The sequence below is a fragment of the Novosphingobium sp. PhB165 genome (assembly GCF_004341845.1).
Taxonomy (GTDB): Bacteria; Pseudomonadota; Alphaproteobacteria; order Sphingomonadales; family Sphingomonadaceae; genus Novosphingobium.
In genome coordinates this window covers 489491-510933 of record NZ_SLVB01000003.1, presented here as the reverse complement: position 1 = coordinate 510933, position 21443 = coordinate 489491, and the positions used below count along the sequence as shown (strand labels likewise).

Genomic DNA, 21443 nt, shown 5'->3' with positions numbered 1-21443 from the left:
GAGCAGGGCCCCGAAGGGTAGTTCCAAGTATCAGGGAAAGAAAACCGGAAGGCGCCCGAAGGCTTTTATCAATTCCGATTTAGGGTGATGGTGCGGTCGAGAAGACTCGAACTTCCACGGGCTTTCGCCCACAACGACCTCAACGTTGCGCGTCTACCAATTCCGCCACGACCGCATAATCACCGGAGCTGTATTGCTACCGCTCCGTGGTAGGAGCGCGCCACTAGCAAGGAGCTTCGGACCCTGCAAGCGATTCGGGTTCGATTATTTATTCACAGGGCATTATTTTCCCAATTTCGGGCAAAAACCCCCGGAATTTCGCGGTTTTCGGCAGGAAAGAAAATTGCGGGCCGGGTTGCGGGAGTGGTGGCGGCTTCCGCGCCATGATTCGGGGAAGGCGCCAAAACTGCATTTTCGGCCGGAGGAGCGGTGGCGTCCGACAGGGTGAAGCTTCACGCTTCATCCGCCGTGCCTTTGCACAAAGCCCCAGTCCTTTGAAGGTGCCCCGGGCGCGGCCGGGAATGCTCCACATCGTCAGCGTGCCGCCCGCGACCAGAAGGGAGGACAGGAGTATCGTTTTGACTCCGTCGCCCCCGCGCAGGCGGGGGCCCCGCTTTCTTTGGCGCGGGTTGGGTTATGGAAATGGTTTCGCGCGGAGGCGCGGAGACGCGGAGAAGAAAAAGGGAAGGCGGACTGCGCTCGAGTACGGGAGCGTCGGTTACTCCGCGTCTCCGCGCCTCCGCGTGAACCCTATTTGCTATGCGCCTAAGAAAGCGGGGCCCCCGCCTTCGCGGGGGCGACGGGCTGATTTGTGATAGGTCGGCGTGTTTGGGCTGCCTTTACAGGCCGCCCAAATCCTCAACGGCTGCCGAGGTCGCCCTTGCCCACCGTGCCGCTCGCCATGTCGAGCATGCGGTCGAGGCTGCGCTTGGCGTCGAGGCGCAGTTGTTCGTCGATCTCCACGCGCGGCTCCAGATCGCGAAGCGCGATGTAGAGCTTTTCCATCGTGTTGAGCGCCATGTAGGGGCAGATGTTGCAGTTGCAGTTGCCGTCCGCACCCGGCGCGCCGATGAAGGTCTTGTTCGGGATCGCCAGCTGCATCTGGTGGATGATGTGCGGCTCGGTGGCGACGATCAGCGTGTCGGCTTCCACCGTCTTCGCATAGTTCAGAATGCCGCTGGTCGAACCGACATAGTCCGCATGGTCGACGATGTGCGGCGGGCATTCCGGGTGCGCCGCAATCGGCGCCGTGGGGTGCTGGGCCTTGAGCTTGAGCAGCTCGGTCTCGCTGAACGCCTCGTGCACGATGCAGACGCCCGGCCACAGCAGCATCTCGCGCCCGAACTTGCGGCTGAGATAGCCGCCAAGGTGACGGTCCGGCCCGAAGATGATCTTCTGGTCGGCAGGGATCTGCTGGAGGATCGTTTCGGCGCTGGAGCTGGTGACGATGATGTCGGACAGCGCCTTCACCTCGGTCGAGCAGTTGATGTAGGTCAGCGCGATGTGATCCGGATGTGCGGCGCGGAAGGCGGCGAACTTTTCCGGCGGGCACGAATCCTCAAGGCTGCAACCGGCTTCCATGTCCGGCAGCACCACGATCTTTTCGGGGCTGAGGATCTTGGCGGTCTCCGCCATGAACTTGACGCCGCAGAACGCGATTACGTCGGCATCGGTCTCGGCCGCCTTGCGGCTGAGTTCGAGGCTGTCGCCCACGAAGTCCGCAATGTCCTGCAATTCCGGGCGCTGGTAATAGTGCGCAAGGATAACCGCGTTGCGCTCCTTGCGCAGCCGTTCGATCTCGGCGCGCAAGTCGAGTCCGGAGAGGTTTGCGGGCATTGCGGTCATGGTGTCTCTCTGTCTGGCCGGTGCGGCCCGGTGTTGGAAAGTCCGGTGCCGGAATTCGGGGCCTATCTAGGGAGGCTTGCCGGAATGCCCAAGCAGAAAAAGCTCAGGCCGCGATGCGGTCCGCCAGAGCGATCCACCAAGGGGTGATCGCCAGCAGTTCGACGATCACGTGGCTGAGGATCACGGTCATGGCCACGGCCACGGTGGCCGGATGGGCATGGCCGATCTCGCGCCGGTCGTGGCGGACGATCAGCAGCACGACGCCAAGCTGGATCACCATCGAAAGCCATTCGCCCCACGGCACGATCAGCGGCATCGGCAGCAGGCGGCCGAGCGCGGGTTCCATCAGGAGCACGGTGGAGCCGACCATCAGGCGCTTGTGCCAGTCGCTCTGCCCGCGCCGCGCCACCGCCATCGCCACCAGCAGCGCGAAGAACGCCGCCTCGACATGGACGAGTGCGAGGAAATAGGCGGGCGTGAAGAACGGCGGAAACATGTGCAGCCGAAGCGCGGTGAAGCACAGCGCGCTGGCCAGGGCGACGACCGTCGGCACCATGACCGCGCTGGCCCAGCCAAGCCGGCGATGGATCGCCAGCCCGCCCCTTCCGGCCAGCAAGGACTGCGTGGTCAGCAGCGCCAGCCATGTCAGCATCGCCATGCCATGCAAGTGCATGACCAGCGGGGCATGGGCATAATCGACAAAGCCGCGCAGGCCGAACTGCGCAAAGGCGAAGACGATGAACAGTGAAAGCCCGATTGCCAGCTTCTGCCAGAACGAAAAGGCGCCGATCCGCGCCTGAGGCAAAGTCGCCATGAATTCTCCCCACGCATTGCATTGTTCTTGCGCCGTATTGTGTTTCGGCGCTGTCAATACTTGCAGAGAATACGTGAATTGGGGTTCAGGTCATATAGCCATTCGACGAATTACGAATTCGGCGCGACGAGCGTCCAGTCCTCTTCTTCGCGCTTTACGAGGCTTCTTCTTTCCAGATCAATCAGATGGGCCAGAACCGAGCGCCCCGCAGCGGGCCAGAGCCGTTCGTCGACGCCCTTGTACATTAGCGGCACCATCTGGCCGATCGATTGGTGGCCCGCCGCGATCTGCTTCAGGATCTGGCGTTCGCGCTGGCGGCGGTGGCCGATCATGCCGCGCACGAGCTGCCGCGGCTTTTCCACCGCCGGACCGTGGGCGGGGAAATAGATCGTGTCCTGCTGGCGCTCGTAGAGCTTGGACAGGCTTTCGAGATAGGCGGTCATGTCGCCGTCGGGCGGGGAGACGACGCTGGTGGACCAGCCCATCACGTGATCGCCGGTGAACACGGCGCCCGTCTCGACGAGCGCGAAGCACAAGTGGTTGGAGGTGTGGCCGGGGGTGGCGACCGCTTCCAGCGTCCAGCCGTCTCCGGAGATCGTCTCGCCATCGGCCAGCACGCGGTCCGGCCGATAGTCGGCATCGAAGGCGGCGTCGGCGCGGGGGCCGTCGTCGTCGAGCGTGAGCGCCGCGCAGCCGATGATGGGCGCGCCGGTGCGGGCCTTGAGCGGGGCGGCGGCGGGCGAATGGTCGCGGTGCGTATGGGTGCAGGCAATTGCCACGACGCGTGCGGAGCCGACGGCGTGGAGGATGGCCTCGATATGCTCGTCGTCGGCCGGGCCGGGATCGATCACCGCCACTTCGGCGGCGTCGCCGACGATATAAGTCTGCGTGCCGGTATAGGTGAACGGCGAAGGATTGCGCGCGAGCACGCGCCGTACGAGCGGGGCAATCCGCTCTGAGACGGCGTAAGGCTTGTCGATCAGGTCCGGTGCGTTCATCTGGCCGATATGGTCATTCGCGGCTCCGGTGTCGAGGTCGCGTATAAAGGTGCGAAAAGGGGAGTTGCATGGCGGGTGAGGGCGAACTGATCCTGGTGATCGATGCCGGGACCACCTCCAACCGGGCGATGGTCTTCGCGCTCGACGGCAGCGTGCGCGCCACCGCGCAGCGCCCGCTGACGCAGCATTACCCGCAGCCCGGCTGGGTGGAGCACGATGCATCGGAAATCTGGCAGAGCGTGCTGGCCTGCGCGCGCCATGCCGTGTCGCAAGTGGGCGGGGCGGCCCGGATCGCCGCTGTTGGTCTGGCCAATCAGCGCGAGACGGTGGTGGCCTGGGACAAAGTCAGCGGGGAGCCGCTCGCCCGTGCGCTCGTCTGGCAGGACCGGCGCACCGAAGCGATGTGCGCGGCGCTGCGCGAGGCCGGGCACGAACAGGCGGTTCAGACGGCGACCGGACTGGTGCTCGATCCCTATTTCTCGGCCACGAAGATGCGCTGGCTGATCGACCATGAGCCCGCCGTGCGCGCGGCGGCCGATGCCGGAACTCTGGCGCTGGGCACCATTGATTCGTGGCTGCTGTTCAAGCTGACCGGCGGCGCGCACCTGACCGATGCGGGCAATGCCAGCCGCACGGCGCTGATGGCGCTGGCGGGAGCCTCATGGGACGAGGGGCTGTGCGATCTCTTCGGCGTCCCGCGCGGCGCCTTGCCGGACGTGTGCGACAGCGCGGGCCTGCTGGGCACGACGCGGCCCGAATGGCTGGGCGCGGCGATCCCGATCACCGGCGTCGCGGGCGATCAGCAGGCGGCGACCATCGGGCAGGGCTGCCTCGTGCCCGGCGCGACCAAGGCGACGTATGGCACCGGGGCTTTCGTGCTCGCCAACATGGGCCGCGAAGTGCCCGCCTCGCGCCACCGGTTGCTGGCGACGGTGCTGTACCAGTTGGGCGGGGAGCGGATCTACGCGTTGGAGGGCTCGGTCTTTGTGGCGGGCAGTCTGGTCCAGTGGCTGCGCGATAGCCTCGGCCTGATCGACGCGGCGGGCGAAACCGAGGTTCTGGCGCGCTCGGTTCCGGACAGTGGCGGCGTGGTTATCGTTCCGGCGCTATCGGGGCTTGGCGCTCCCCATTGGCGGCCGGATGCGCGTGCGGCGATCACCGGGCTGACCTTCGCGAGCAGCCGCGCCCACCTCGCCCGCGCGGCGCTGGAGGCGATGGCGATGCAGACGCGCGATCTGGCCGAAGCTTTCGCCGCCGACGGCGCGCGCTGGACGCACCTCAGGATCGACGGCGGCATGAGCGCCAACGACTGGATGGCACAGGACATCGCCGACGTGCTCGGCATTCCGGTGGAGCGGCCCGGCTTCGTCGAGACCACTGCACTAGGTGCGGCGATTCTGGCGGCGTATGGGGCAGGGCTCTTTGCGAATCTGGAAGCTGCGGCAAGCGCGATGGCCAGTGAGCGCAGCGGCTTCGCGCCGCATATGACGGACGAAGAGCGCGGCCGCCGGATCGCGGCGTGGAACAAGGCGCTGAGTTCCGTCTGAGGAGATGCGAACGAGCAGGCTCTTGCCCCAAGCGGAAAGTGACGACGACCGGAGAGCGACAGCCAACCTAATTCCGTCATCCCCGCGAAGGCGGGGATCCCGCTTCTGTTGTGCAGGGCGATAGGTCGCGAAAGAAGCGGGGTCCCCGCCTTCGCGGGGGCGACGATGTTTTGAAACCGGGAGCTCGCCGTCAAAATTGGGGGCATCAATCGGGCGGCACGCGGCGCCGAATTCTATTGGCCGCTCAGGTGGCTTTAGGTGTCGTTCGGGTACAGTCCGCGACTGTCAGCTGGCGAGGCGCTGTTCGATGCGTTCGCGCAGGCGTTCGATGACGCTGGGCGTGTTTTCGTCGGCCAGTTTCCAACTGCCTTCGAGGCGCAGCAGCCGGTCGTAGAAGCGGCGGGTGCGTTCGACCAGCCGGATGATTTCAGGCTCCAGCAAGACCAGTTGCCGGGCATCGGACTGACGCATCACCGGAGACAGCCGGCCATGGCGGCGCAATTGGAACTCGCTGATTTCGCCCATGAAATAGGCGCGATGATTGAGCAGCCAGGCGATCGCATGCATCATCCGCGTGGTCGTACGCAGCCCCTCGCTGGATAGCGCGACGCGGGCGAAATCGTCCTCGCAAGGTGGCACGCCGCTCAGCCGCCCCGAGTACGAGAAGGCATGGCGCACCTCGTCGGAAAGCAGCAGCGCTTCGGCATAGAGCGCTTCGACGATGCGTGGGTTTATGATCGCGGGTTCGGACATTCGACGGTCGATATTTCTTAACAACGACTCGCGAGCAACTGCCCAAAGGTAAATTTCCAAACCTATTTCGCGATTGTCCCCGTTCGGTACGCTTCGTGCCTAACGCTTGTTAACTGAATTCATTGGGAACTTTTGGATCTCGAGTCGGATTTCGCGGGCTGGCGTCCAGCTACGGCCGCTCTCCGCTGCCCCTGCAAGAGCACGCCCGAACCATCAAGGCGCAGTGCGCCAGCCAGCGGCGGCTGCAAAGACGGGGGTCGGGAAGCGACTCGGAGTTGGGCGGGGCCGGTCAGGCGATGATGTCGGGGATAAGGTAGTCCGCGATCAGCGAGATCTGGTCTTTGAGCTTCAGCTTGCGTTTTTTCAGGCGGGCAATCTGCAACTGATCACCGGCCCCCGCCGCGTTGAGCGCGTCGATGGCGGCATCGAGATCGCGGTGCTCGATCTTGAGTATTTCGAGGCGCTTGCGCATTTCCTCTTCGGTCACTCAGGGAATCCCTACTCTCGATTTGGCCGTTTCACGGTGATTTTTGCGAGGCCCCGCTTGGCGCAGGTGTCACGCGATTCACCGATATGAAGCATTCACACTCTTCGCAAGATGGCGCGAATATGGTTCGATCTCTTTCGCGCCGCATCTGCACGATGCCGAGTCGCCAAAAGCGCCGTACCAAACCGCGGTGAACAGAACATTCGGTCGTCGGAAATTCGACGATTCAGCCTTCGCAAGAAGGCGGTCGCGGGTACGGGCTTCACCCCCCGAGAAGAGGAGAACTGTCCATGGATAGTCGTCACGTCAGCGCGCTGCAGCTCAAGCATGCCGGAATAGAACGTCAGATTCATGACGAATTGAGCCGCCCGATGCCTGACGCCGTGATGATCCAGGCCCTCAAGAAGCGAAAGCTCAAGCTCAAGGAGGAATTGTCGCGCCACTGAGCGCATTCTGACCGTGCTGTCGGCGGCGCCTTTTTTCGGGCGCCGCCCCCGCACCCAGGCCCCCGAAGGGCGCTCCGGCACGCGAAGCCTTATCGGCCGCTCGTGCGATAAGTGCCGATTTCAAGATAATGGCTGATTTCATGGGTCTGCCGCGTTTCCAAAGCGTGCGCTTTCGGTTAGTCGGGTAGCCATGACCAGCGGAGCCGTCGAAGCAGCCCGGAATATCCTCACCCGCCTCCATGAGGTCATGGCCTCGCGCAACCACGCGCAGTCCAAGCTCAACAACGTGGTGGAAGTGATTGGCGAGTGCCTCAATAGCGAGGTTTGCTCCGTCTATCTGCTGCGCGAGGGGATGCTCGAACTCTATGCCACGCGCGGCCTTGCGCAGGAGGCTGTGCACGTCACCCGGATGGCGGTGGCGGAAGGCCTTGTCGGCATGATCGCCGACCGGATCGAGACGCTCAACCTTGCCGAGGCGGCCGCCCACCCGGACTTTTCCTATCGCCCCGAGACGGGCGAGGATCGCTTCCACTCCTTCGCAGGCGTGCCGATCGTGCGGCGCGAACGGGCGGTGGGCGTGCTCTGCGTCCAGCATGTAGAGCCGCGCCGCTACGAGGAAGTCGAGATCGAGGCGTTGCAGACGGTGGCCATGGTGCTGTCCGAACTGATCACCAATGCCGACCTCATCGACGAGGAAGATGTCAACGCCGCCGGTTCGCTCCAGTCGGGCCCGCAGCAGCTGCGCGGGCTGGCGCTGGTCAAGGGCCTCGCCTCGGGCGTGGCGGTCTATCATCAGCCGCGCGTCACCATCGAGCACATCGTTGCCGAGGATACCGAGGCCGAGCGCCAGCGCGTGATCCTCGCCTTCGACAAGATGCGCGAACAGATCGACCGCATGTCCAGCCAGGCCGAATTCGGCGTCGGCGGCGAGCATGAGGAGGTCCTGGAGACCTATCGCATGTTTGCCTACGATGAGGGCTGGACGCGGCGCATCAACGAAGCGATCGATTCGGGCCTCACCGCCGAAGCCGCCATCGAGCGCGTGCAGCAGCGCACCCGCATGCGCATGCGCCAGATCGACGATCCGCTGCTGGCGGACCGAATGCACGATCTGGAGGATCTGGCGAACCGCCTGCTGCGCATCGTTTCCGGTCAGCTTGGCACGGCAGCCTCGATGGGCCTGCGCAACGATGCGATCCTGATCGCGCGCAACCTCGGCCCGGCGGAACTGCTGGAATACGACAAGCGCCGCCTCAAGGGTGTGATCCTTGAGGAAGGCTCGCTCACCAGCCATGTCGTGATCGTGGCGCGGGCGATGGGCATCCCGGTGCTCGGCCGCGTGCGGGGCCTGCGCGGCGTGGTGCGCGAGGGCGACCAGTTGCTGCTCGATGCCGATCAGGCGACCGCGATGGTGCGCCCGCCGGCCGGCGTGGTCGAGGCGTTCGAGGCGCGTTTCGCCAAGAGCCGTGAGCGGCAGGCCGGCTATGCGGCGCTGCGCGACGTGCACCCGACCTCACGCGATGGCACGCGCATCCAGGTCATGATCAACGCGGGCCTGCGCGACGATATCGCCAACCTGACAATGACCGGCGCCGACGGCATCGGCCTGTTCCGCACCGAATTCCAGTTCCTCGTTTCCGCCACGCTGCCTTCGCGCGAGCGGCAGACGCGGCTCTATCGCGACGTGATGGAAGCGGCGGGCGACAAGCCCGTGAAGTTCCGCACGGTCGACATCGGCGGCGACAAGACGCTGCCGTACTTGCGCCACGACGACGGCGAGGGTGAGGAAAACCCGGCGATGGGCTGGCGCGCGCTGCGCGTCGCGCTGGAGCGTGAGGGGCTGCTCAAGGTCCAGGCGCGCGCGTTGCTCGAAGCGGCGGCGGGCCGCACGCTTCACGTGATGTTCCCGCTGGTGGCCGAACCGTGGGAGTTCGATCAGGCCAAGGAAGTCTTCGAGCGGCAGCTTGCCTATCTGCGCAAGCAGAAGAAGACCTTGCCCGAGGCGATCCACTACGGCGTCATGCTCGAAGTGCCCGCGCTGGCGGAGCAGCTGGACATTCTGGCGCCGAAGATCTCGTTCCTGTCGATCGGCACCAACGATCTCACACAGTTCCTCTTCGCGGCCGATCGCTCCAATCCCAAGCTTGCCGAGCGCTACGACTGGCTGAGCCCGGCGATCCTGCGCTTCCTGCGCCGGGTCGTTCGCAGCTGCGAGGGGCACAATGTCGAGATCGCGGTCTGCGGAGAGATGGGCGGGCGGCGGCTCGAAGCGCTGGCGCTGCTGGGGCTGGGTATCCACAGATTGTCGATCACGCCGGCCTCGGTGGGCCCGGTCAAGGAACTGATCGGCAAAGTCGATCTCGCCGAAATCGGTGCCGCGGTCGAGGGATGGTTGGCGGCGCCGCCGCCTGACCTGCGTGCCGCGCTGACGGCATGGGCGGCAGAGCGCGATATAGCGGTGGATTGATCCATTCGCGGCGCCTGTCGTTCCAGCGGCTCCGGTCGTCGCGAAACGACTGAGCTTGCACGGGTATTTGCGCCGGTTTGCCTTGCGGGAAGGGTACTCACCGTGCACGGGGTCGCATCCGCCGCAGATTTCTGAGAGAATAGCCGGGGCCCCGATTGACTTTGAGGGGCCACCCGGCTTGATGTCGATCCCGGTTCGGAACTATCACTTTTAGCGAAATTCCCTTCGGGAGCGGAATGGAACACGTCGAAAATCAAGACGCGACTGGGCAGGCGGGCGAGCAGGCAGCAACGACTGTCGGCCCTGTGCTGCGCCGCGCGCGCGAGGCTGCGGGACTGACCCGCGCTAACATCGCCACGCAGACCAAGATCGCCGAACGGCACCTGGCCGCGATCGAGGAAGACCGCCTGGGCGACCTGGCCGCGCGCACATATGCCGTGGGCTTCTCGCGCGCCTATGCGCGCGCTCTCGGGCTGGACGAGAAGGTGATCGCCGATATCGTGCATCGCCAGCTTGAAGCCGATGGCGGCCGCGAGCCGGTGGTGGTCCACGATTTCGAGCCGGGCGATCCGGCCCGCGTTCCTTCGGCCAGGCTGGCCTGGATCGCCGGTCTTGGCGCGCTGGTCGTGGTTGCCCTGCTGGTGGTGTTCTGGAGCAGCTATCTCTCGCCCGAGGGCAAGCTGCCCGACCTGATTTCGCCCCAGCCCGCACCCGCGCCGACCCATGTGGCGGTGCCGGTTCCCGTCGCGACGCCGACGGCCGCGCCCACCACCGGCCCGGTCGTGCTGACCGCGACGGAAGAAGGCGTCTGGCTGCGCGTGACCGATGGTACTGGCACCCGCCTTGTCGAGACCACGCTCAAGAAGGGCGAGACCTGGACCGTGCCGGAAGGCGTGCAAGCGCCGAAGCTTCGCCTCGGCCGTCCCGATGCGCTGGCGATCACGGTCGGTGGCCGCACGCTGCCGCCGCTTGCCAGCAAGCCGATGACGATGTCGAACGTGTCGCTGGTCCCGGCCGACCTTATTGCGCGGACCAATCCGCAGGCCGCTGCCACCGCTCCGGGCGCTCCGGCGCGTGCTTCGGCGGGCGCGACGGTTCCGGTGACGTCGGCTGTGGCCCCGAGCCCGGCAGCGATCCCGGCGGGCGGTGCGGCTGACGCTCCGGCGCCTGCCGTCACGCCGCTTTCCACGACTTCCGAATAGCCCCGCCTCGACAGGACGGGCGTCTTGCGGCACGTCTCTGTCGGCAGGCATTGGTTAATGCCCCGTTCGGAACGAGCGAGGCAGCCTCGGTCGCAAGCGGCCTGTTGAGAACCAACTCGCCGGGCGATCAGCCTGCCGCGCAGAAGCGGTTGGCGTAAAGAGGGCGTGTCAACGGGCATCGTCCGAGACGGAGTTGATTAGGCAATGATTTCTTCACTGGGATCGCAGGGTTTCGGCAACAAGGCGCTTTCCCTGACCACCGTGCGTCGGATGCGGCTTGCCGCTACCGGCGTGGTCGCACTCGCGCTTGTCGGCATCAGCTTGCCCGCGCAGGCCGAGGATGTCTCGCCCGATGCCCGCCTCAAGAAGGTCGAGGCCGAGGTGCGCGCACTTCAGCGCAAGGTATTCCCCGGTTCGGACGGCAAGTATTTCTCGCCCGAGATCACCGCTCCGGCTGCGGCGCCGCCTGCGGCGCCCGGCCAGCCCGCCACCACGCCGCTGAGCGACGTGCTCGTGCGCATGGATGCGATCGAAGGGCAGATGGCGCGCCTGACCGGCCAGGTCGAGCAGAACACCAACCGCATCAACCAGCTTGAAGCGAAGATGGCGGCGCTGGCACCGGCGCCTGCTCCGGTCGATCCGCAGCCGGCCGCGCCGGCCGGTCCCGGCGCCATGCCGGCGAACTTCACGGCGACGAACGGCAACGTGTCCCAGCCGGCAGTAGTGCGGCCGAGCACCAAGCCCGCCGAACTCAAGCCCGCGGTAGAGACCCGGCCCGTCGGCCCGTCCAACGCGCGTGTCGATGGCGTGAAGGCGATTGCCAAGCCGCAATCGGCCGATGCGGCGGACGATGAATATTCCTACGGCTATCGCCTGTGGGAAGCCAAGTTCTACCCCGAGGCGGAGCAGCAGCTGAAGCTCTATCTCGAACAGTACCCCAAGCATGCCCGCGTCAGCTGGGGCCGCAATCTGCTGGGCCGCGCCTATCTCGACGATGGCAAGCCGCTTGAGGCCGCCAAGTGGTTCGTCCAGAACTACCAGGCCGACAAGCGCGGCGACCGTGCACCGGACAGCCTGCTGTACCTCGCCATCTCGATGAAGCAGATGAAGGACACCAAGCGCGCCTGCATCGCGCTGGCCGAGTTCAGCGAGACTTATGCGGCCGAGGCGGCAGCTCGTCTCAAGGGCCTCTACGATACCACGCGCAGTGGACTTGCCTGTTCCTGATCCCGCGCTGATCCCGGCGCCGGAAGCGGTTTCCCGCTTCCGGTCCGGGCTGGACGCGGTCTGGCCCGAGCTGGGCCAAGAAGCTACGCGATTGGGCGTGGCCGTTTCCGGTGGGCCGGACAGCACCGCATTGTTGCTGCTCGCAGCCGCCGCGCTGCCCGGACGGGTGGAGGCGGCAACGGTCGATCACGGCCTGCGCCCTGAAAGCGCGCGCGAGGCCGCCGATGTGGCGCTACTGTGCGGGCGCCTCGGAATACCCCATGCAACGCTAAGGGTGACGGTCGCGCCGGGCAATGTGCAGGCCGAGGCGCGTGCCGCGCGCTATGCGGCGATGGCGGGCTGGGTGACCGAACGCGGCCTTTCCGCGCTCGCCACGGCGCACCATGCCGACGATCAGGCTGAAACGCTGCTAATGCGGCTCAACCGGGGCAGCGGCGTCGCCGGGCTCGCCGGAACGCGCGGGCGCGGGCGGGTGCCGGAAACTGCGATCCCGCTCTTGCGGCCGATGCTGGAATGGCGGCGCGCGGAACTGGGTGCCGTCGTTGTGGCGGCGGGCGTTTCGGCGGTCGACGATCCCAGCAATGCCAACGACAGATTCGACCGCGTGCGCATCCGCAAGGCATTGGCCGACGCGGATTGGCTCGATGTGGCCGCCGTGGCGCGCAGTGCGGAGAACCTCGCGGATGCCGATGCGGCGCTGGAATGGATGGCCGCGCTTGAATGGCGGTCCTGCGTCAAGAAAGAGCCGATGGGGCTGCGTTACCGCCCCCAGGCTCCGCGTGCCATCGCGCTGCGCGTATTGGCGCGTTGCGTGGCCGAATTGGACGGCGAAGAGCCGCGCGGAAGCGCGGTGGCGCGGTTGTTCGAGGCTTTGTGTGAAGGCAAGCCCGCTTCGATCGGCGAACTCGTGGTGAGGCCGAATGCCGGGGGCTGGAGTTTCGCGAAAGCACCGGTTCGGGCGGCCAAGAAGATCAAGAGCTGACTGCGGCGATCTATTCTCTGATCACATAGTCGCGCGTTCGGCAGTTCCAAAGTGCAAATCCGTTATCCCCGCGAAGGCGGGGATCCCGCTTTTCTTGCGGCATGCGAGAGGTTGCAGAAGGAAGCGGGGCCCCCCGCCTTCGCGGGGGCGACGGAGTGTTGTGATTGTGAGGTCGCGGGAGGGCTCGCCATCATTTTCGCGGGTTGGCGAAAGCGGTCCAACGCCATCTTTCGTCATTGCGAGCGTAGCGAAGCAATCCAGGGGCCGCATTGAGCCGCTCTGGATTGCTTCGCTACGCTCGCAATGACGACGGAGGCGGGCTCGGTAGGAGACGGAATTCCTCAGTTCGCCGAATTACACTCGGCCAAACTCACGCACCGACCAGATCGTCCCCCAGACCGGCCTGCTTGCCGCGCGTGATGTAGACCTTGTCGCCCAGCTTGGTCACCGCGAACAGCTTGGCGGCGAAATCGTCCGGCATGCCGACGCAGCCGTGGCTGGCGTAGCCCTTGGCCACTTCCGAGCCGTGCAACGTGATCCCGTCGTTGGTCAGGCGTTGCATGTAGGGCATCGGCGCGCCGGTGTAGATGTTCGAGACGTGATCCTTGTCCTTCTCGGTGATCGGGAACACGCCGAGCGGGGTGGGCGTGTCCTCGGTACCGAGCAGCACCGCAGTCGCGCCGATCTCGTAGCCGTCGCGGAACACCGAAAGCACGCGGGCGTCGAGGTCCACGGTGATGACGATCGGACCGGCAGGCACGCCCGCTTCGTCCCAATGCCATTCGCCGTACTTGATCGCGCCTTCGATCGGCAGGATCCGCTTGATGACGAAAGCGCTGTCGGCCGCCGGTTTCGGGCTCGCAGCTTGTGCCGGAGCGGGTGCGGTCTTCGCGGCGGGATGGAAAGTCGCCTCGGCGCTGGCCGGGGTCGAGGGCTGCATGGCCATGACCAGCACGCCCGCGATCACCGCCAGGGCAGGTGCCGCCGAAGCGAGGAGGAGCCGGGCCCTCATCGGGGCGCGCTTGCGGGGATGAGCGTTGTTTTCCACGAGACGCTTATCGCGCGGAATCGCGGAAGTTGCCAGAGTGTTAACTAATGGCGTCTCGTTGTGAGACTACTTACCGGCCAAAGTGTTAACATGCTGTGTTAGTCGGTTAGCTGCTTTCCGGAGCCGCGATGCCCTTGCGCAGGATCGAATTGGCAAGTTCGGCAACGTCTTCGGGCTGCATTTCGTCGGACCAGACGGTGTAGCGCAGGCCCAGGAACACGTTCATGCCCATGATCGCCCAGGCATGCGCTTCCCCCAAGCCCTCGCGCAGTTCGCCCTTGCGGACGCCTTCGCCCAGACGTTCGGTAATGCGCCTTGCAGTGGATTCGTAGTGGATGCGGAAACTGGCTGGATCGACGAATTCGCACTCGTCGATGATGCGATAGATTTCCTTGTGATCGCGGGCGAACTGGAGGAACGCGGTGAGCGCGGCCCGTTCGGTTTCCAGCGCGGGCAGCGGCTCGCGCAGCGCCTCGCGCGCGGCCTGCCGGACTTTGCCGCTGAGGTCGTCCACCAGCGCGCGGAAGATCTCATCCTTCGAATCGAAGTAGGTATAGAAACTGCCCAGTGCCGTGCCTGCGCGCTGGGTGATGCCCGTGATCGAGGCTTCGTGAAACCCGCGCTCTCCGAACTCCACCGCCGCTGCGTCGAGCAGTTTGCGCAAGGTTTTCCGGCCGCGCTCGGTGCGTGGGGTCTTGGCCGAGGCGAGCCGCTCTTCCGGTGCGATGTCGGCCGGGGGCAGGGGGGCATCTGTGCTCACAGGGACACAGCTAGACCCGCAACCGCCCCTTGGCAAATGTTCAATGTTGAAACATGGTTCAACTATCAATATGGTCCTCTCCAACGATAAGATTCATTGGGAGCGACTAGTGATGCAAAAGGCGCAGAGGGGCGGCCTGCGTGGCCGTGCGACTACCGGTTTTCTGACATTGGCAACGGTTCTGGCGGGCTTCGGCGCAACCCCGGCACTGGCGCAGGATGCGGCCCCGGCGGCATCCTCGGACGTGGGCGAGGGCGAGATCATCGTCACTGCCCGCCGCCGCGAGGAGCGCCTTGTCGATGTGCCGATCGCCGTCACCAGCTTCAGCGGCGCGCAGCTCGAACGCTCGGGCGCGGCCGACATCACCGATCTGGCCCAGACGGTACCTAACGTGACATTGGAGCCCTCAAGAGGCACCAACTCCACGCTTTCCGCCTTCATCCGCGGCGTTGGCCAGCAGGACCCGGTTTCGGGCTTCGAACAGGGCGTCGGCATCTATCTGGACGACGTCTATCTCAACCGTCCTCAGGCCGCCGTGCTCGATATCTACGACGTCGATCGCATCGAAGTGCTCCGCGGTCCGCAGGGTACTCTCTATGGGCGCAACACCATCGGCGGCGCGGTCAAGTATGTCACCAAGTCCCTGCCGGACGAGTTCGCCTTCAAGGCCCGTGCCACTTATGGCACCTACAACCAGCTTGACGGCGTGGTCACCGCTTCCGCGCCGATCAACGATATCGTCCGTGTCGGCGGTTCGGTGGCGCGGCTGACCCGCGACGGTTTTGGCGAGAATATCACCACCGGCAAGGACAATTACGACAAGGACATCTGGGGCGCGCGCGGCACGCTGGAGATGGGTGGTAGCGGCCAGCCGGTGCTGATCCGCATCACCGGCGACTATACGCGCGACCGCAGCAATCCGCGCGGCGGGCACCGCCTGATCGCCGGTTCGGCGCCGGGCAGCGAGATCCTGCCCGACGTGTTCGACAGCGCCGGTGCCATCGACGATCCCAAGCAGGATATCGAGGCATGGGGCCTTGCCATGAACATCAAGGTGGACCTGTCGGACGCGCTGACGTTCAAATCGATCAGCGCCTGGCGCAAGGACCATTCGGCCACCCCGATCGACTTCGACGCCAGCCCCACGGTCGATCTGGACGTGCCGGCTTTCTACGATAACGAGCAACTCAGCCAGGAATTCCAGCTCGCCTACGACAAGGGCCCGCTTCAGGCGCTGGTCGGCTTTTACTGGCTGAACGCCAGCGCCGACACCTACTTCGATTCGCGCACTTACACCACGCTGCCCGCGCTGCTGCCGATGCTGACCGGACATACCGAGGCCGATGTCGACACCAAGACCTGGGCAGTCTTCGGCGACGTGACCTACAACTTCACCGACCAGCTCAGCCTCTCGGTGGGCGGCCGCTATACCTGGGACAAGCGCGAGGCGGATATCGTCAAGCAGACCTACTTCCGGGGCGGCGGCGCGCGCTTCGGCAATCCGGGCGTGCTGTTCTCCACCGACACCAATTTCTCCGGCAGCGCGGTCTACAAGAAGTTCACCCCGCGCGCCTCGCTCTCGTTCAAGCCGAACCGCGATAACAACATCTATGCAAGCTACAGCCAGGGCTTCAAGGGCGGCGGCTTCGACCCGCGCGGCGTTGGCAAGAACGCGCCGACCAGCAATGCCAACGGCATCCCCAGCGATGCCGAGATCGCCGATTACCTGAGCTTCAAGCCGGAAACCGTGAACAGCTACGAACTCGGCTACAAGGGCAACCTCTTCGGCGGCGCGCTCTATGTGGCGGCTGCGGCGTTCCGGATGGATTACAAGGACATCCAGATCCCCGGATCGGTGGCCTGCACCGTTAGCGGCGTGCCCACCTTCTGCGGCGTCGTGTCCAATGCGGGCAAGGCGCGTTTGCAGGGCCTCGAACTGGAGAGCACCGCGCAGCTTGCCCATAACCTCGTGACTTCGGGCGACCGGCTGAGCCTGTCCGGCTCGATGGGCTATATCGATGCCAAGTTCCGCAAGTACGAAACGCTGATCGCCGGCCAGACGGTGGACGTCGCCAAGTACCGCAATATCCAGAATACCCCCAAGTGGACCGCCAGCGGCACGCTCAGCTACGATACCCCCGTCGGTTCCGGCGACCTGCTGTTTCAGACCACGGTGTCCTACCGTTCGAAGGTCCACCAGTTCGAGTTCCCCAACCCCTATCTTGACCAGAAGGGCTATGCGCTGTGGGATGCCAGCCTTGTCTATTCGGCGCCGGGCGGCCGCTGGACGCTGGGCGTCTATGGCAAGAACATCCTCGACAAGGAGTACATCACCTCGGGCTACAGCTACATCAGCCAGGATGCGCTGACCGGGGCGGTGAACCTCAATGCCGCCGGAAACCCGATCCCGACGCTGGGTACGCAAGGCACACTGACTGGGTTCTACGGCAACCCGCGTCAGGTCTTCGTAACCGGCACGGTCAAATTCTAGGAACCCCTTTCCGGTACAAGAGGATTTCGCAAGAGATGGACTACAGCCTCCACCGCTATCGCAGCGCCTGCGGGCGGCTGGATCTTGTCGCCCGCGATTACCCGGCCCGTGACTACACGCGGACCGGACCCGCGCCCGTGCTGCTGCTGATGCACGGGCTCACCCGGAACAGTGCCGATTTCGAGCCACTCGCGGCGCACCTTTCCGACACTTACCGGCTGATCGTGCCCGATCAGCGCGGGCGCGGGCTTTCGCAGTGGGACCCGGAGCCTGCGAATTACCGGCCCGATGTCTATGCGCAGGACATGTTCGCCCTGCTCGACGGGCTGGAGATCGAACGCGCCTGCCTTGTCGGCACCTCGATGGGCGGGCTCATGGCCATGGTGATGAATGCCGTGCGGCCCGGCCTTGCCACCGGGTTCGTGTTCAACGACATCGGCCCGGTGCTCGATCCGGCGGGGCTTGCGCGGATTCAGGGCTACGTCGGGCCGTCGGAGCCGATGGCCTCGTGGACGGCGGCGGCGGCGCGTTGCCGGGCGGTCAATGCCGTGGCCTTTCCAGACTACGGCAAGGCCGAATGGCTGGCCTTCGCCCGCCGCACCTGCCGTGAGAATGCAGACGGCACCGTCTCGCTCGATTACGACCCCGCCATCGCCCAAAGCATGGCGGGCGATGCGCCGCAGACCGTGCCGGTGGATCTCTGGCCGCTGTGGGATGCGTTGGACGCCGCCCCGGTGCTGGTGGTGCGCGGCGAACTGTCCGACCTGCTCAGCCGCGAGACCGTGCGCGAGATGGCGCAGCGCCATTCCGGGCCCTACAGCCATGTCGAGGTGCCGCGCGTCGGCCATGCCCCGATTCTCGACGAGGTGTCCGCGCTCGCGGCGATCCTCTCATTCTGCAAGGAATATCTGGACTGACATGAGCGCCTCTGCCTCCTTGCCGAAGGTTTCATCAAGCCCATCCGCCTCGCCCAATCTGGTGCTGGCGATGCTGCTGCTGGTCTATGTGTTCAACTTCGTGGACCGCCAGATCCTCGCCATACTGGCCGCACCAATCCAGAAGGATCTGGGGCTGGACGATGCGCAGATGGGCATGCTGGGCGGGCTGGCCTTCGCGATCCTCTATTCGACGCTGGGCGTGCCGCTGGCATGGCTGGCGGACCGCACCAGCCGGTCCTGGGTGATCACCGGATCGCTGCTGGTCTGGAGCCTGTTCACCGCGCTCTGCGGCGCAGCGCAGGGGTTCTGGCACTTGTTCGCGGCACGGCTGGGCGTCGGTGTGGGGGAGGCGGGCGGCGTCGCCCCGTCCTACGCGGTGATCGGCGACCATTTTCCAAGCGAGAAGCGGGCCTTTGCCCTGTCGATCTATTCGCTGGGCATTCCCATCGGCGCGGCGACGGGCGTTCTGGCGGGCGGCTATGTCGCCGCGCGGGTGGACTGGCGCACAGCTTTCGTGGTTGTCGGCCTGTCCGGCCTGCTGGCGGCGGTGCCGTTCCGCATGATCGTGCGCGACAAGCCCAAACCGGCGGTTGCCCCGCCCACCGTGCGCTTTGCCGAAGTGGCCGCCACCTTGATGCGCAAGAAGGCGTTCTGGCTGCTCTCGTTCGGCGCGGCGTCCAGTTCGATGCTGGGCTACGGCGTGATGTTCTGGATGCCCAGCCTGCTCCAGCGCAGCTTCGGGCTCGATCTGGTGCAGACTTCGTGGTTCCTCGGCGCGGTCTTGCTGCTGGGCGGGACCGTGGGCGTGCTGGCAGGCGGGCGACTGGCGGACCGGCTGGGCCGCGCCGACCGGGCGTTCTACGGCTGGGTTCCGGCCATGGCCTATGTGCTGGCCGTGCCGCTCTATGCGGGCGGGATCTGGACGCACAGCGTGCCCACCGCCTTCGTGCTGTTCCTGTTGCCGCAGGCGCTCGCCTATGTCTGGCTGGGCCCGGTGACGAGTGCGGTGCAGCACCTTGTCGAGCCGCCCGCGCGGGCGACCGCCTCGGCGCTGTTCCTGCTCATCAACAACCTGATCGGCCTTGGCGGCGGCATCTATGCGCTGGGCGCACTGTCCAAGGCGCTGACCCCGGTCTGGGGCGCGGAGGCGCTGCGCTATTCGATGTTGATCGGGCTCACGCTCTACCTGCTGGCGGCGCTGCTGATGGCACTTGCCGGACCGGCGCTGCGCCGGGAATGGGTGCGCGAGGGCTGATTGCCTGATATGCTGCCACCTTCGTGAACGTCGCGGCCCGGGGGCGGCGGCGGCCGGCAGGGGGCTGCTCATGAACGATCTGACGCACGATCTGGCCATTGCGGAGAGCGTGCCGCGCACGGTCTCGGTCCATTCGATCCACATGGTGCGCACCGCCATGACCAACCACATGGCGCTCAGCCAGATGGCGGACCAGAAGGCCAATATCCTGATGGGCACGACCTTTCTGGTCTTCACGCTGTCCATGCGCGAATTCGATGCCGGGCATTATCGCTATTCGCTGCTGATCCTCGTCTGCTTCGCTTTCGTGTCCGCGCTGTTGGCGATGGGCGCGGTGATGCCGCGCACCCGGGCGCCAAAGCTTGAGGATGAGCGGCTGGACAACCTGCTGTTCTTCGGCGTGTTCACTGCGCTGGATCAGGAAGTGTTCGTCCAGCGCATGCTCGACCGCGCCGCGACCGATGAGGCCGTGCTGACCACCATGCTGCGCGATATCCACCAGAACGGCACCGTGCTTCAGCGGCAGAAATACCGGTTCCTCGGGCTGGCCTTCCAGTGCCTGCGCGCCGGGCTGGTGCTGGCGATGATCGCCTTCCTGATCGAGAACCGGCAGGCCTTTGCGGCTTTTCTGCGGCTGACCTGAAAGGGGACAGCTTCGTGCGCCCCTTCGGCGGGGCTGGCCTGCGCGGGAGGGGCGGTATAAGCTCGGCGGCGGGATGGACAGCTGCGGTTCTATTAATCGAACGGGAAACTTGCGCGTGCTCCGCCGGGCGCCGTTGCTGCCCGCTGCCCTCTCTATCGCCGTTATTGCGGTTCCGGCCTTGGCGGATCCCGCGCGTACCACGGTTACTGCCGATGTCCGGCTCGATTTCGGCAAGATGGTGGTGGTCGACAGCGGCAGTCGGCGCATCTCGGCAAGCGGCATGGTGACTGACAGCGGCGTCATGCCCGTATCCGGCGGCAGCACGCGGCCGGCTCAGTTCACGGTGGCCTACGATCGCGGGAACGAGAACCGCCAGCCGCTCGATATCACGGTGGAGGTCGTGCTCTCCGCACCGGGAACGGTGGCCAGCGGCGGCGTCACGGGTAAGCTTTCCGCTTTCGAGACGGACTTGCCCGGATATGGCACGGTCGTGCCGGGGCAAGTGATGCGTATCACGTTCGAAAGCTGCGCCCAGCGCATCTGCTCGCGCAGCTTCCGGGTCGGCGCGCGGATCGACCTGACGCGGCGCTATGGCGGCGGCACGCTGGCGATGCCGTTGCCGATCGATGCCACCGTTGTCGGCATCGACTGAAGCAAAGGTCACGGGAATTTCCCTAGCCGCGCGCACGGCCGGTCTTGCGATTTTCTTCCTAAAATGAAGGCGAAGGGCCCGCCACGCATCGGGCGCGGAACCGGCTTGCCGTCCGTCCGTTTGCCATACGCAGGGCCCGACGACCCGGATGCGGCCCGTGCGCCGCGCTGCGAGAGAATGCCGTGTCCCGATCGCCTGTCCTTCCCGTCGCTGCCGGACTGCTCGCCGCCGGAGCGCTTGTCGAGGGCGCACCGGCGCTGGCTGCGGATGGCGTAGCCGAGGGGGGCACGCATGCGGCTGGCGTGGCGAGTGCTACGGTGGTCGATCCGCTCTCGGTCCGCGCGCTTTCGGATCTCGACTTCGGATCGGTTGGCGATGTCGGTGCGCAGGGTGGCAGCCTGATGGTCCTGCCCGGCGGCGGCGAGGCGCGCTATGCCGGAGCCGCCCATTCCGCCTGCCCCGCTGCCGAGGCCGAATGCGCCGCACCTCACGCTGCGCGCCTGCGGGTTGAGGGCCAGCCCGGCCGCGCCTACCGTGTCGTCGTGCCGGAATCGGTCCTGGCCCACGCGGCGGATACCGCCGCCGAAATGCCGACATTGCCGGTCACCGGCCTGACCGTGCGGACCGACAGCCGTCCGCAGGCCGGCGCGCAAGGCGTGCTCGACGAAGCCGGCGGCGACGGTTTCGAGATCGGGGGCGAACTGCGCATCCCGCCGGGCACCGAAGCCTCGCACTACCGCGCGCAAGTACCGGTCATTGTTGTCTACGGTTGATTACATGCCATTTTGGGGAAGATTTCTCCGACAACCGTATGAAGCGCCTAGTACTTTGGTGTGAAACGGCAATATTGATTATTTTTCAGTAAGAATCCTCAGCATAAGCCCCTAG

Annotated in this window: 19 protein-coding genes and 1 tRNA gene; 12 read left to right on the top strand and 8 right to left on the bottom strand. The window is 65.6% G+C overall.

Going from position 1 to position 21443, the window contains the following annotated elements:
* Positions 1–88: 88 nt before the first annotated feature.
* The 4 genes from EDF56_RS10830 to EDF56_RS10815 all read right to left on the bottom strand — a co-directional run bounded on the left by EDF56_RS10830 (position 89) and on the right by EDF56_RS10815 (position 3657).
* Positions 89–175, bottom strand: a tRNA-Leu gene (locus EDF56_RS10830).
* A 683-nt stretch (positions 176–858) separates the two neighbouring features.
* Complete coding sequence (nadA, locus tag EDF56_RS10825) at positions 859–1845, bottom strand: quinolinate synthase NadA (RefSeq protein ID WP_132387156.1); 987 nt, start codon at positions 1843–1845, stop codon at positions 859–861.
* 103 nt (positions 1846–1948) lie between these two features.
* On the bottom strand, positions 1949–2659 hold the full coding sequence (locus tag EDF56_RS10820; RefSeq protein WP_132387154.1) for a hypothetical protein: 711 nt from the start codon (positions 2657–2659) through the stop codon (positions 1949–1951).
* Between the two features lie 110 nt (positions 2660–2769).
* Positions 2770–3657 carry an MBL fold metallo-hydrolase gene (locus EDF56_RS10815; protein WP_132387152.1) on the bottom strand — a complete coding sequence of 296 codons (888 nt, stop codon included), beginning with the start codon at positions 3655–3657 and terminating at the stop codon, positions 2770–2772.
* Positions 3658–3725: 68 nt separating this feature from the next.
* On the opposite strand from EDF56_RS10815, the gene glpK reads away from it, so the two are divergent.
* Positions 3726–5204, top strand: a complete 1479-nt coding sequence (gene glpK, locus EDF56_RS10810; RefSeq protein ID WP_132387150.1) for a glycerol kinase GlpK — start codon at positions 3726–3728, stop codon at positions 5202–5204.
* Between the two features lie 285 nt (positions 5205–5489).
* Here glpK and EDF56_RS10805 read toward each other — a convergent pair whose 3' ends face one another.
* Entirely contained in the window at positions 5490–5957 is a 468-nt protein-coding gene (locus EDF56_RS10805; protein WP_132387148.1) for a DUF1465 family protein, read from the bottom strand.
* 289 nt (positions 5958–6246) lie between these two features.
* Entirely contained in the window at positions 6247–6444 is a 198-nt protein-coding gene (locus EDF56_RS10800; RefSeq protein ID WP_132387146.1) for a DUF465 domain-containing protein, read from the bottom strand.
* Between the two features lie 290 nt (positions 6445–6734).
* On the opposite strand from EDF56_RS10800, the gene EDF56_RS10795 reads away from it, so the two are divergent.
* The 5 genes from EDF56_RS10795 to tilS all read left to right on the top strand — a co-directional run bounded on the left by EDF56_RS10795 (position 6735) and on the right by tilS (position 12768).
* A complete protein-coding gene (locus EDF56_RS10795) occupies positions 6735–6890 on the top strand; it encodes a DUF465 domain-containing protein (RefSeq protein WP_132387144.1) in 156 nt (51 codons plus the stop codon).
* A gap of 190 nt (positions 6891–7080) precedes the next feature.
* Entirely contained in the window at positions 7081–9357 is a 2277-nt protein-coding gene (ptsP, locus tag EDF56_RS10790; RefSeq protein ID WP_132387142.1) for a phosphoenolpyruvate--protein phosphotransferase, read from the top strand.
* A 236-nt stretch (positions 9358–9593) separates the two neighbouring features.
* Positions 9594–10559, top strand: a complete 966-nt coding sequence (locus EDF56_RS10785; protein ID WP_132387140.1) for a helix-turn-helix domain-containing protein — start codon at positions 9594–9596, stop codon at positions 10557–10559.
* A gap of 204 nt (positions 10560–10763) precedes the next feature.
* Positions 10764–11786, top strand: a complete 1023-nt coding sequence (locus EDF56_RS10780; RefSeq protein ID WP_243652535.1) for a hypothetical protein — start codon at positions 10764–10766, stop codon at positions 11784–11786.
* On the top strand, positions 11767–12768 hold the full coding sequence (tilS, locus tag EDF56_RS10775) for a tRNA lysidine(34) synthetase TilS (protein ID WP_243652534.1): 1002 nt from the start codon (positions 11767–11769) through the stop codon (positions 12766–12768). Before EDF56_RS10780 ends, tilS begins: the two co-directional genes overlap by 20 nt.
* Positions 12769–13138: 370 nt before the next feature.
* On the opposite strand, the gene EDF56_RS10770 is transcribed toward tilS, so the two are convergent.
* A complete protein-coding gene (locus EDF56_RS10770) occupies positions 13139–13780 on the bottom strand; it encodes a L,D-transpeptidase family protein (protein ID WP_132387136.1) in 642 nt (213 codons plus the stop codon).
* Positions 13781–13922: 142 nt separating this feature from the next.
* Positions 13923–14558: a TetR/AcrR family transcriptional regulator gene (locus EDF56_RS10765; RefSeq protein WP_132387489.1), complete on the bottom strand. Its 636-nt coding sequence runs from the start codon at positions 14556–14558 to the stop codon at positions 13923–13925.
* 130 nt (positions 14559–14688) lie between these two features.
* Here EDF56_RS10765 and EDF56_RS10760 point away from each other — a divergent pair, with 130 nt between their 5' ends.
* The 6 genes from EDF56_RS10760 (at position 14689) to EDF56_RS10735 (ending at position 21328) form a co-directional block, all read left to right on the top strand.
* Positions 14689–17067 (top strand): TonB-dependent receptor, encoded by a 2379-nt coding sequence (locus tag EDF56_RS10760; protein WP_132387134.1) that lies wholly within the window; start codon positions 14689–14691, stop codon positions 17065–17067.
* A gap of 35 nt (positions 17068–17102) precedes the next feature.
* Complete coding sequence (locus EDF56_RS10755) at positions 17103–17984, top strand: alpha/beta hydrolase (protein ID WP_132387132.1); 882 nt, start codon at positions 17103–17105, stop codon at positions 17982–17984.
* Between the two features lies 1 nt (position 17985).
* On the top strand, positions 17986–19260 hold the full coding sequence (locus tag EDF56_RS10750) for an MFS transporter (protein WP_132387130.1): 1275 nt from the start codon (positions 17986–17988) through the stop codon (positions 19258–19260).
* 70 nt (positions 19261–19330) lie between these two features.
* Positions 19331–19903 (top strand): Pycsar system effector family protein, encoded by a 573-nt coding sequence (locus tag EDF56_RS10745; protein WP_132387128.1) that lies wholly within the window; start codon positions 19331–19333, stop codon positions 19901–19903.
* Between the two features lie 115 nt (positions 19904–20018).
* Positions 20019–20555, top strand: coding sequence for a DUF4402 domain-containing protein (locus EDF56_RS10740; protein ID WP_243652548.1), 537 nt, complete (start codon positions 20019–20021; stop codon positions 20553–20555).
* A gap of 182 nt (positions 20556–20737) precedes the next feature.
* Positions 20738–21328 (top strand): DUF4402 domain-containing protein, encoded by a 591-nt coding sequence (locus EDF56_RS10735; RefSeq protein WP_165912170.1) that lies wholly within the window; start codon positions 20738–20740, stop codon positions 21326–21328.
* The last annotated feature ends 115 nt before the right edge of the window (positions 21329–21443 follow it).

Bases quoted from the DNA above. Each gene is read 5' to 3' on its own strand.
- nadA (WP_132387156.1), bottom strand. From the start codon at position 1,845: ATGACCGCAATGCCCGCAAACCTCTCCGGACTCGACTTGCGCGCCGAG.
- EDF56_RS10820 (WP_132387154.1), bottom strand. From the start codon at position 2,659: ATGGCGACTTTGCCTCAGGCGCGGATCGGCGCCTTTTCGTTCTGGCAG.
- EDF56_RS10815 (WP_132387152.1), bottom strand. From the start codon at position 3,657: ATGAACGCACCGGACCTGATCGACAAGCCTTACGCCGTCTCAGAGCGG.
- glpK (WP_132387150.1), top strand. From the start codon at position 3,726: ATGGCGGGTGAGGGCGAACTGATCCTGGTGATCGATGCCGGGACCACC.
- EDF56_RS10805 (WP_132387148.1), bottom strand. From the start codon at position 5,957: ATGTCCGAACCCGCGATCATAAACCCACGCATCGTCGAAGCGCTCTAT.
- EDF56_RS10795 (WP_132387144.1), top strand. From the start codon at position 6,735: ATGGATAGTCGTCACGTCAGCGCGCTGCAGCTCAAGCATGCCGGAATA.
- ptsP (WP_132387142.1), top strand. From the start codon at position 7,081: ATGACCAGCGGAGCCGTCGAAGCAGCCCGGAATATCCTCACCCGCCTC.
- EDF56_RS10785 (WP_132387140.1), top strand. From the start codon at position 9,594: ATGGAACACGTCGAAAATCAAGACGCGACTGGGCAGGCGGGCGAGCAG.
- EDF56_RS10780 (WP_243652535.1), top strand. From the start codon at position 10,764: ATGATTTCTTCACTGGGATCGCAGGGTTTCGGCAACAAGGCGCTTTCC.
- EDF56_RS10770 (WP_132387136.1), bottom strand. From the start codon at position 13,780: ATGAGGGCCCGGCTCCTCCTCGCTTCGGCGGCACCTGCCCTGGCGGTG.
- EDF56_RS10760 (WP_132387134.1), top strand. From the start codon at position 14,689: ATGCAAAAGGCGCAGAGGGGCGGCCTGCGTGGCCGTGCGACTACCGGT.
- EDF56_RS10755 (WP_132387132.1), top strand. From the start codon at position 17,103: ATGGACTACAGCCTCCACCGCTATCGCAGCGCCTGCGGGCGGCTGGAT.
- EDF56_RS10750 (WP_132387130.1), top strand. From the start codon at position 17,986: ATGAGCGCCTCTGCCTCCTTGCCGAAGGTTTCATCAAGCCCATCCGCC.
- EDF56_RS10745 (WP_132387128.1), top strand. From the start codon at position 19,331: ATGAACGATCTGACGCACGATCTGGCCATTGCGGAGAGCGTGCCGCGC.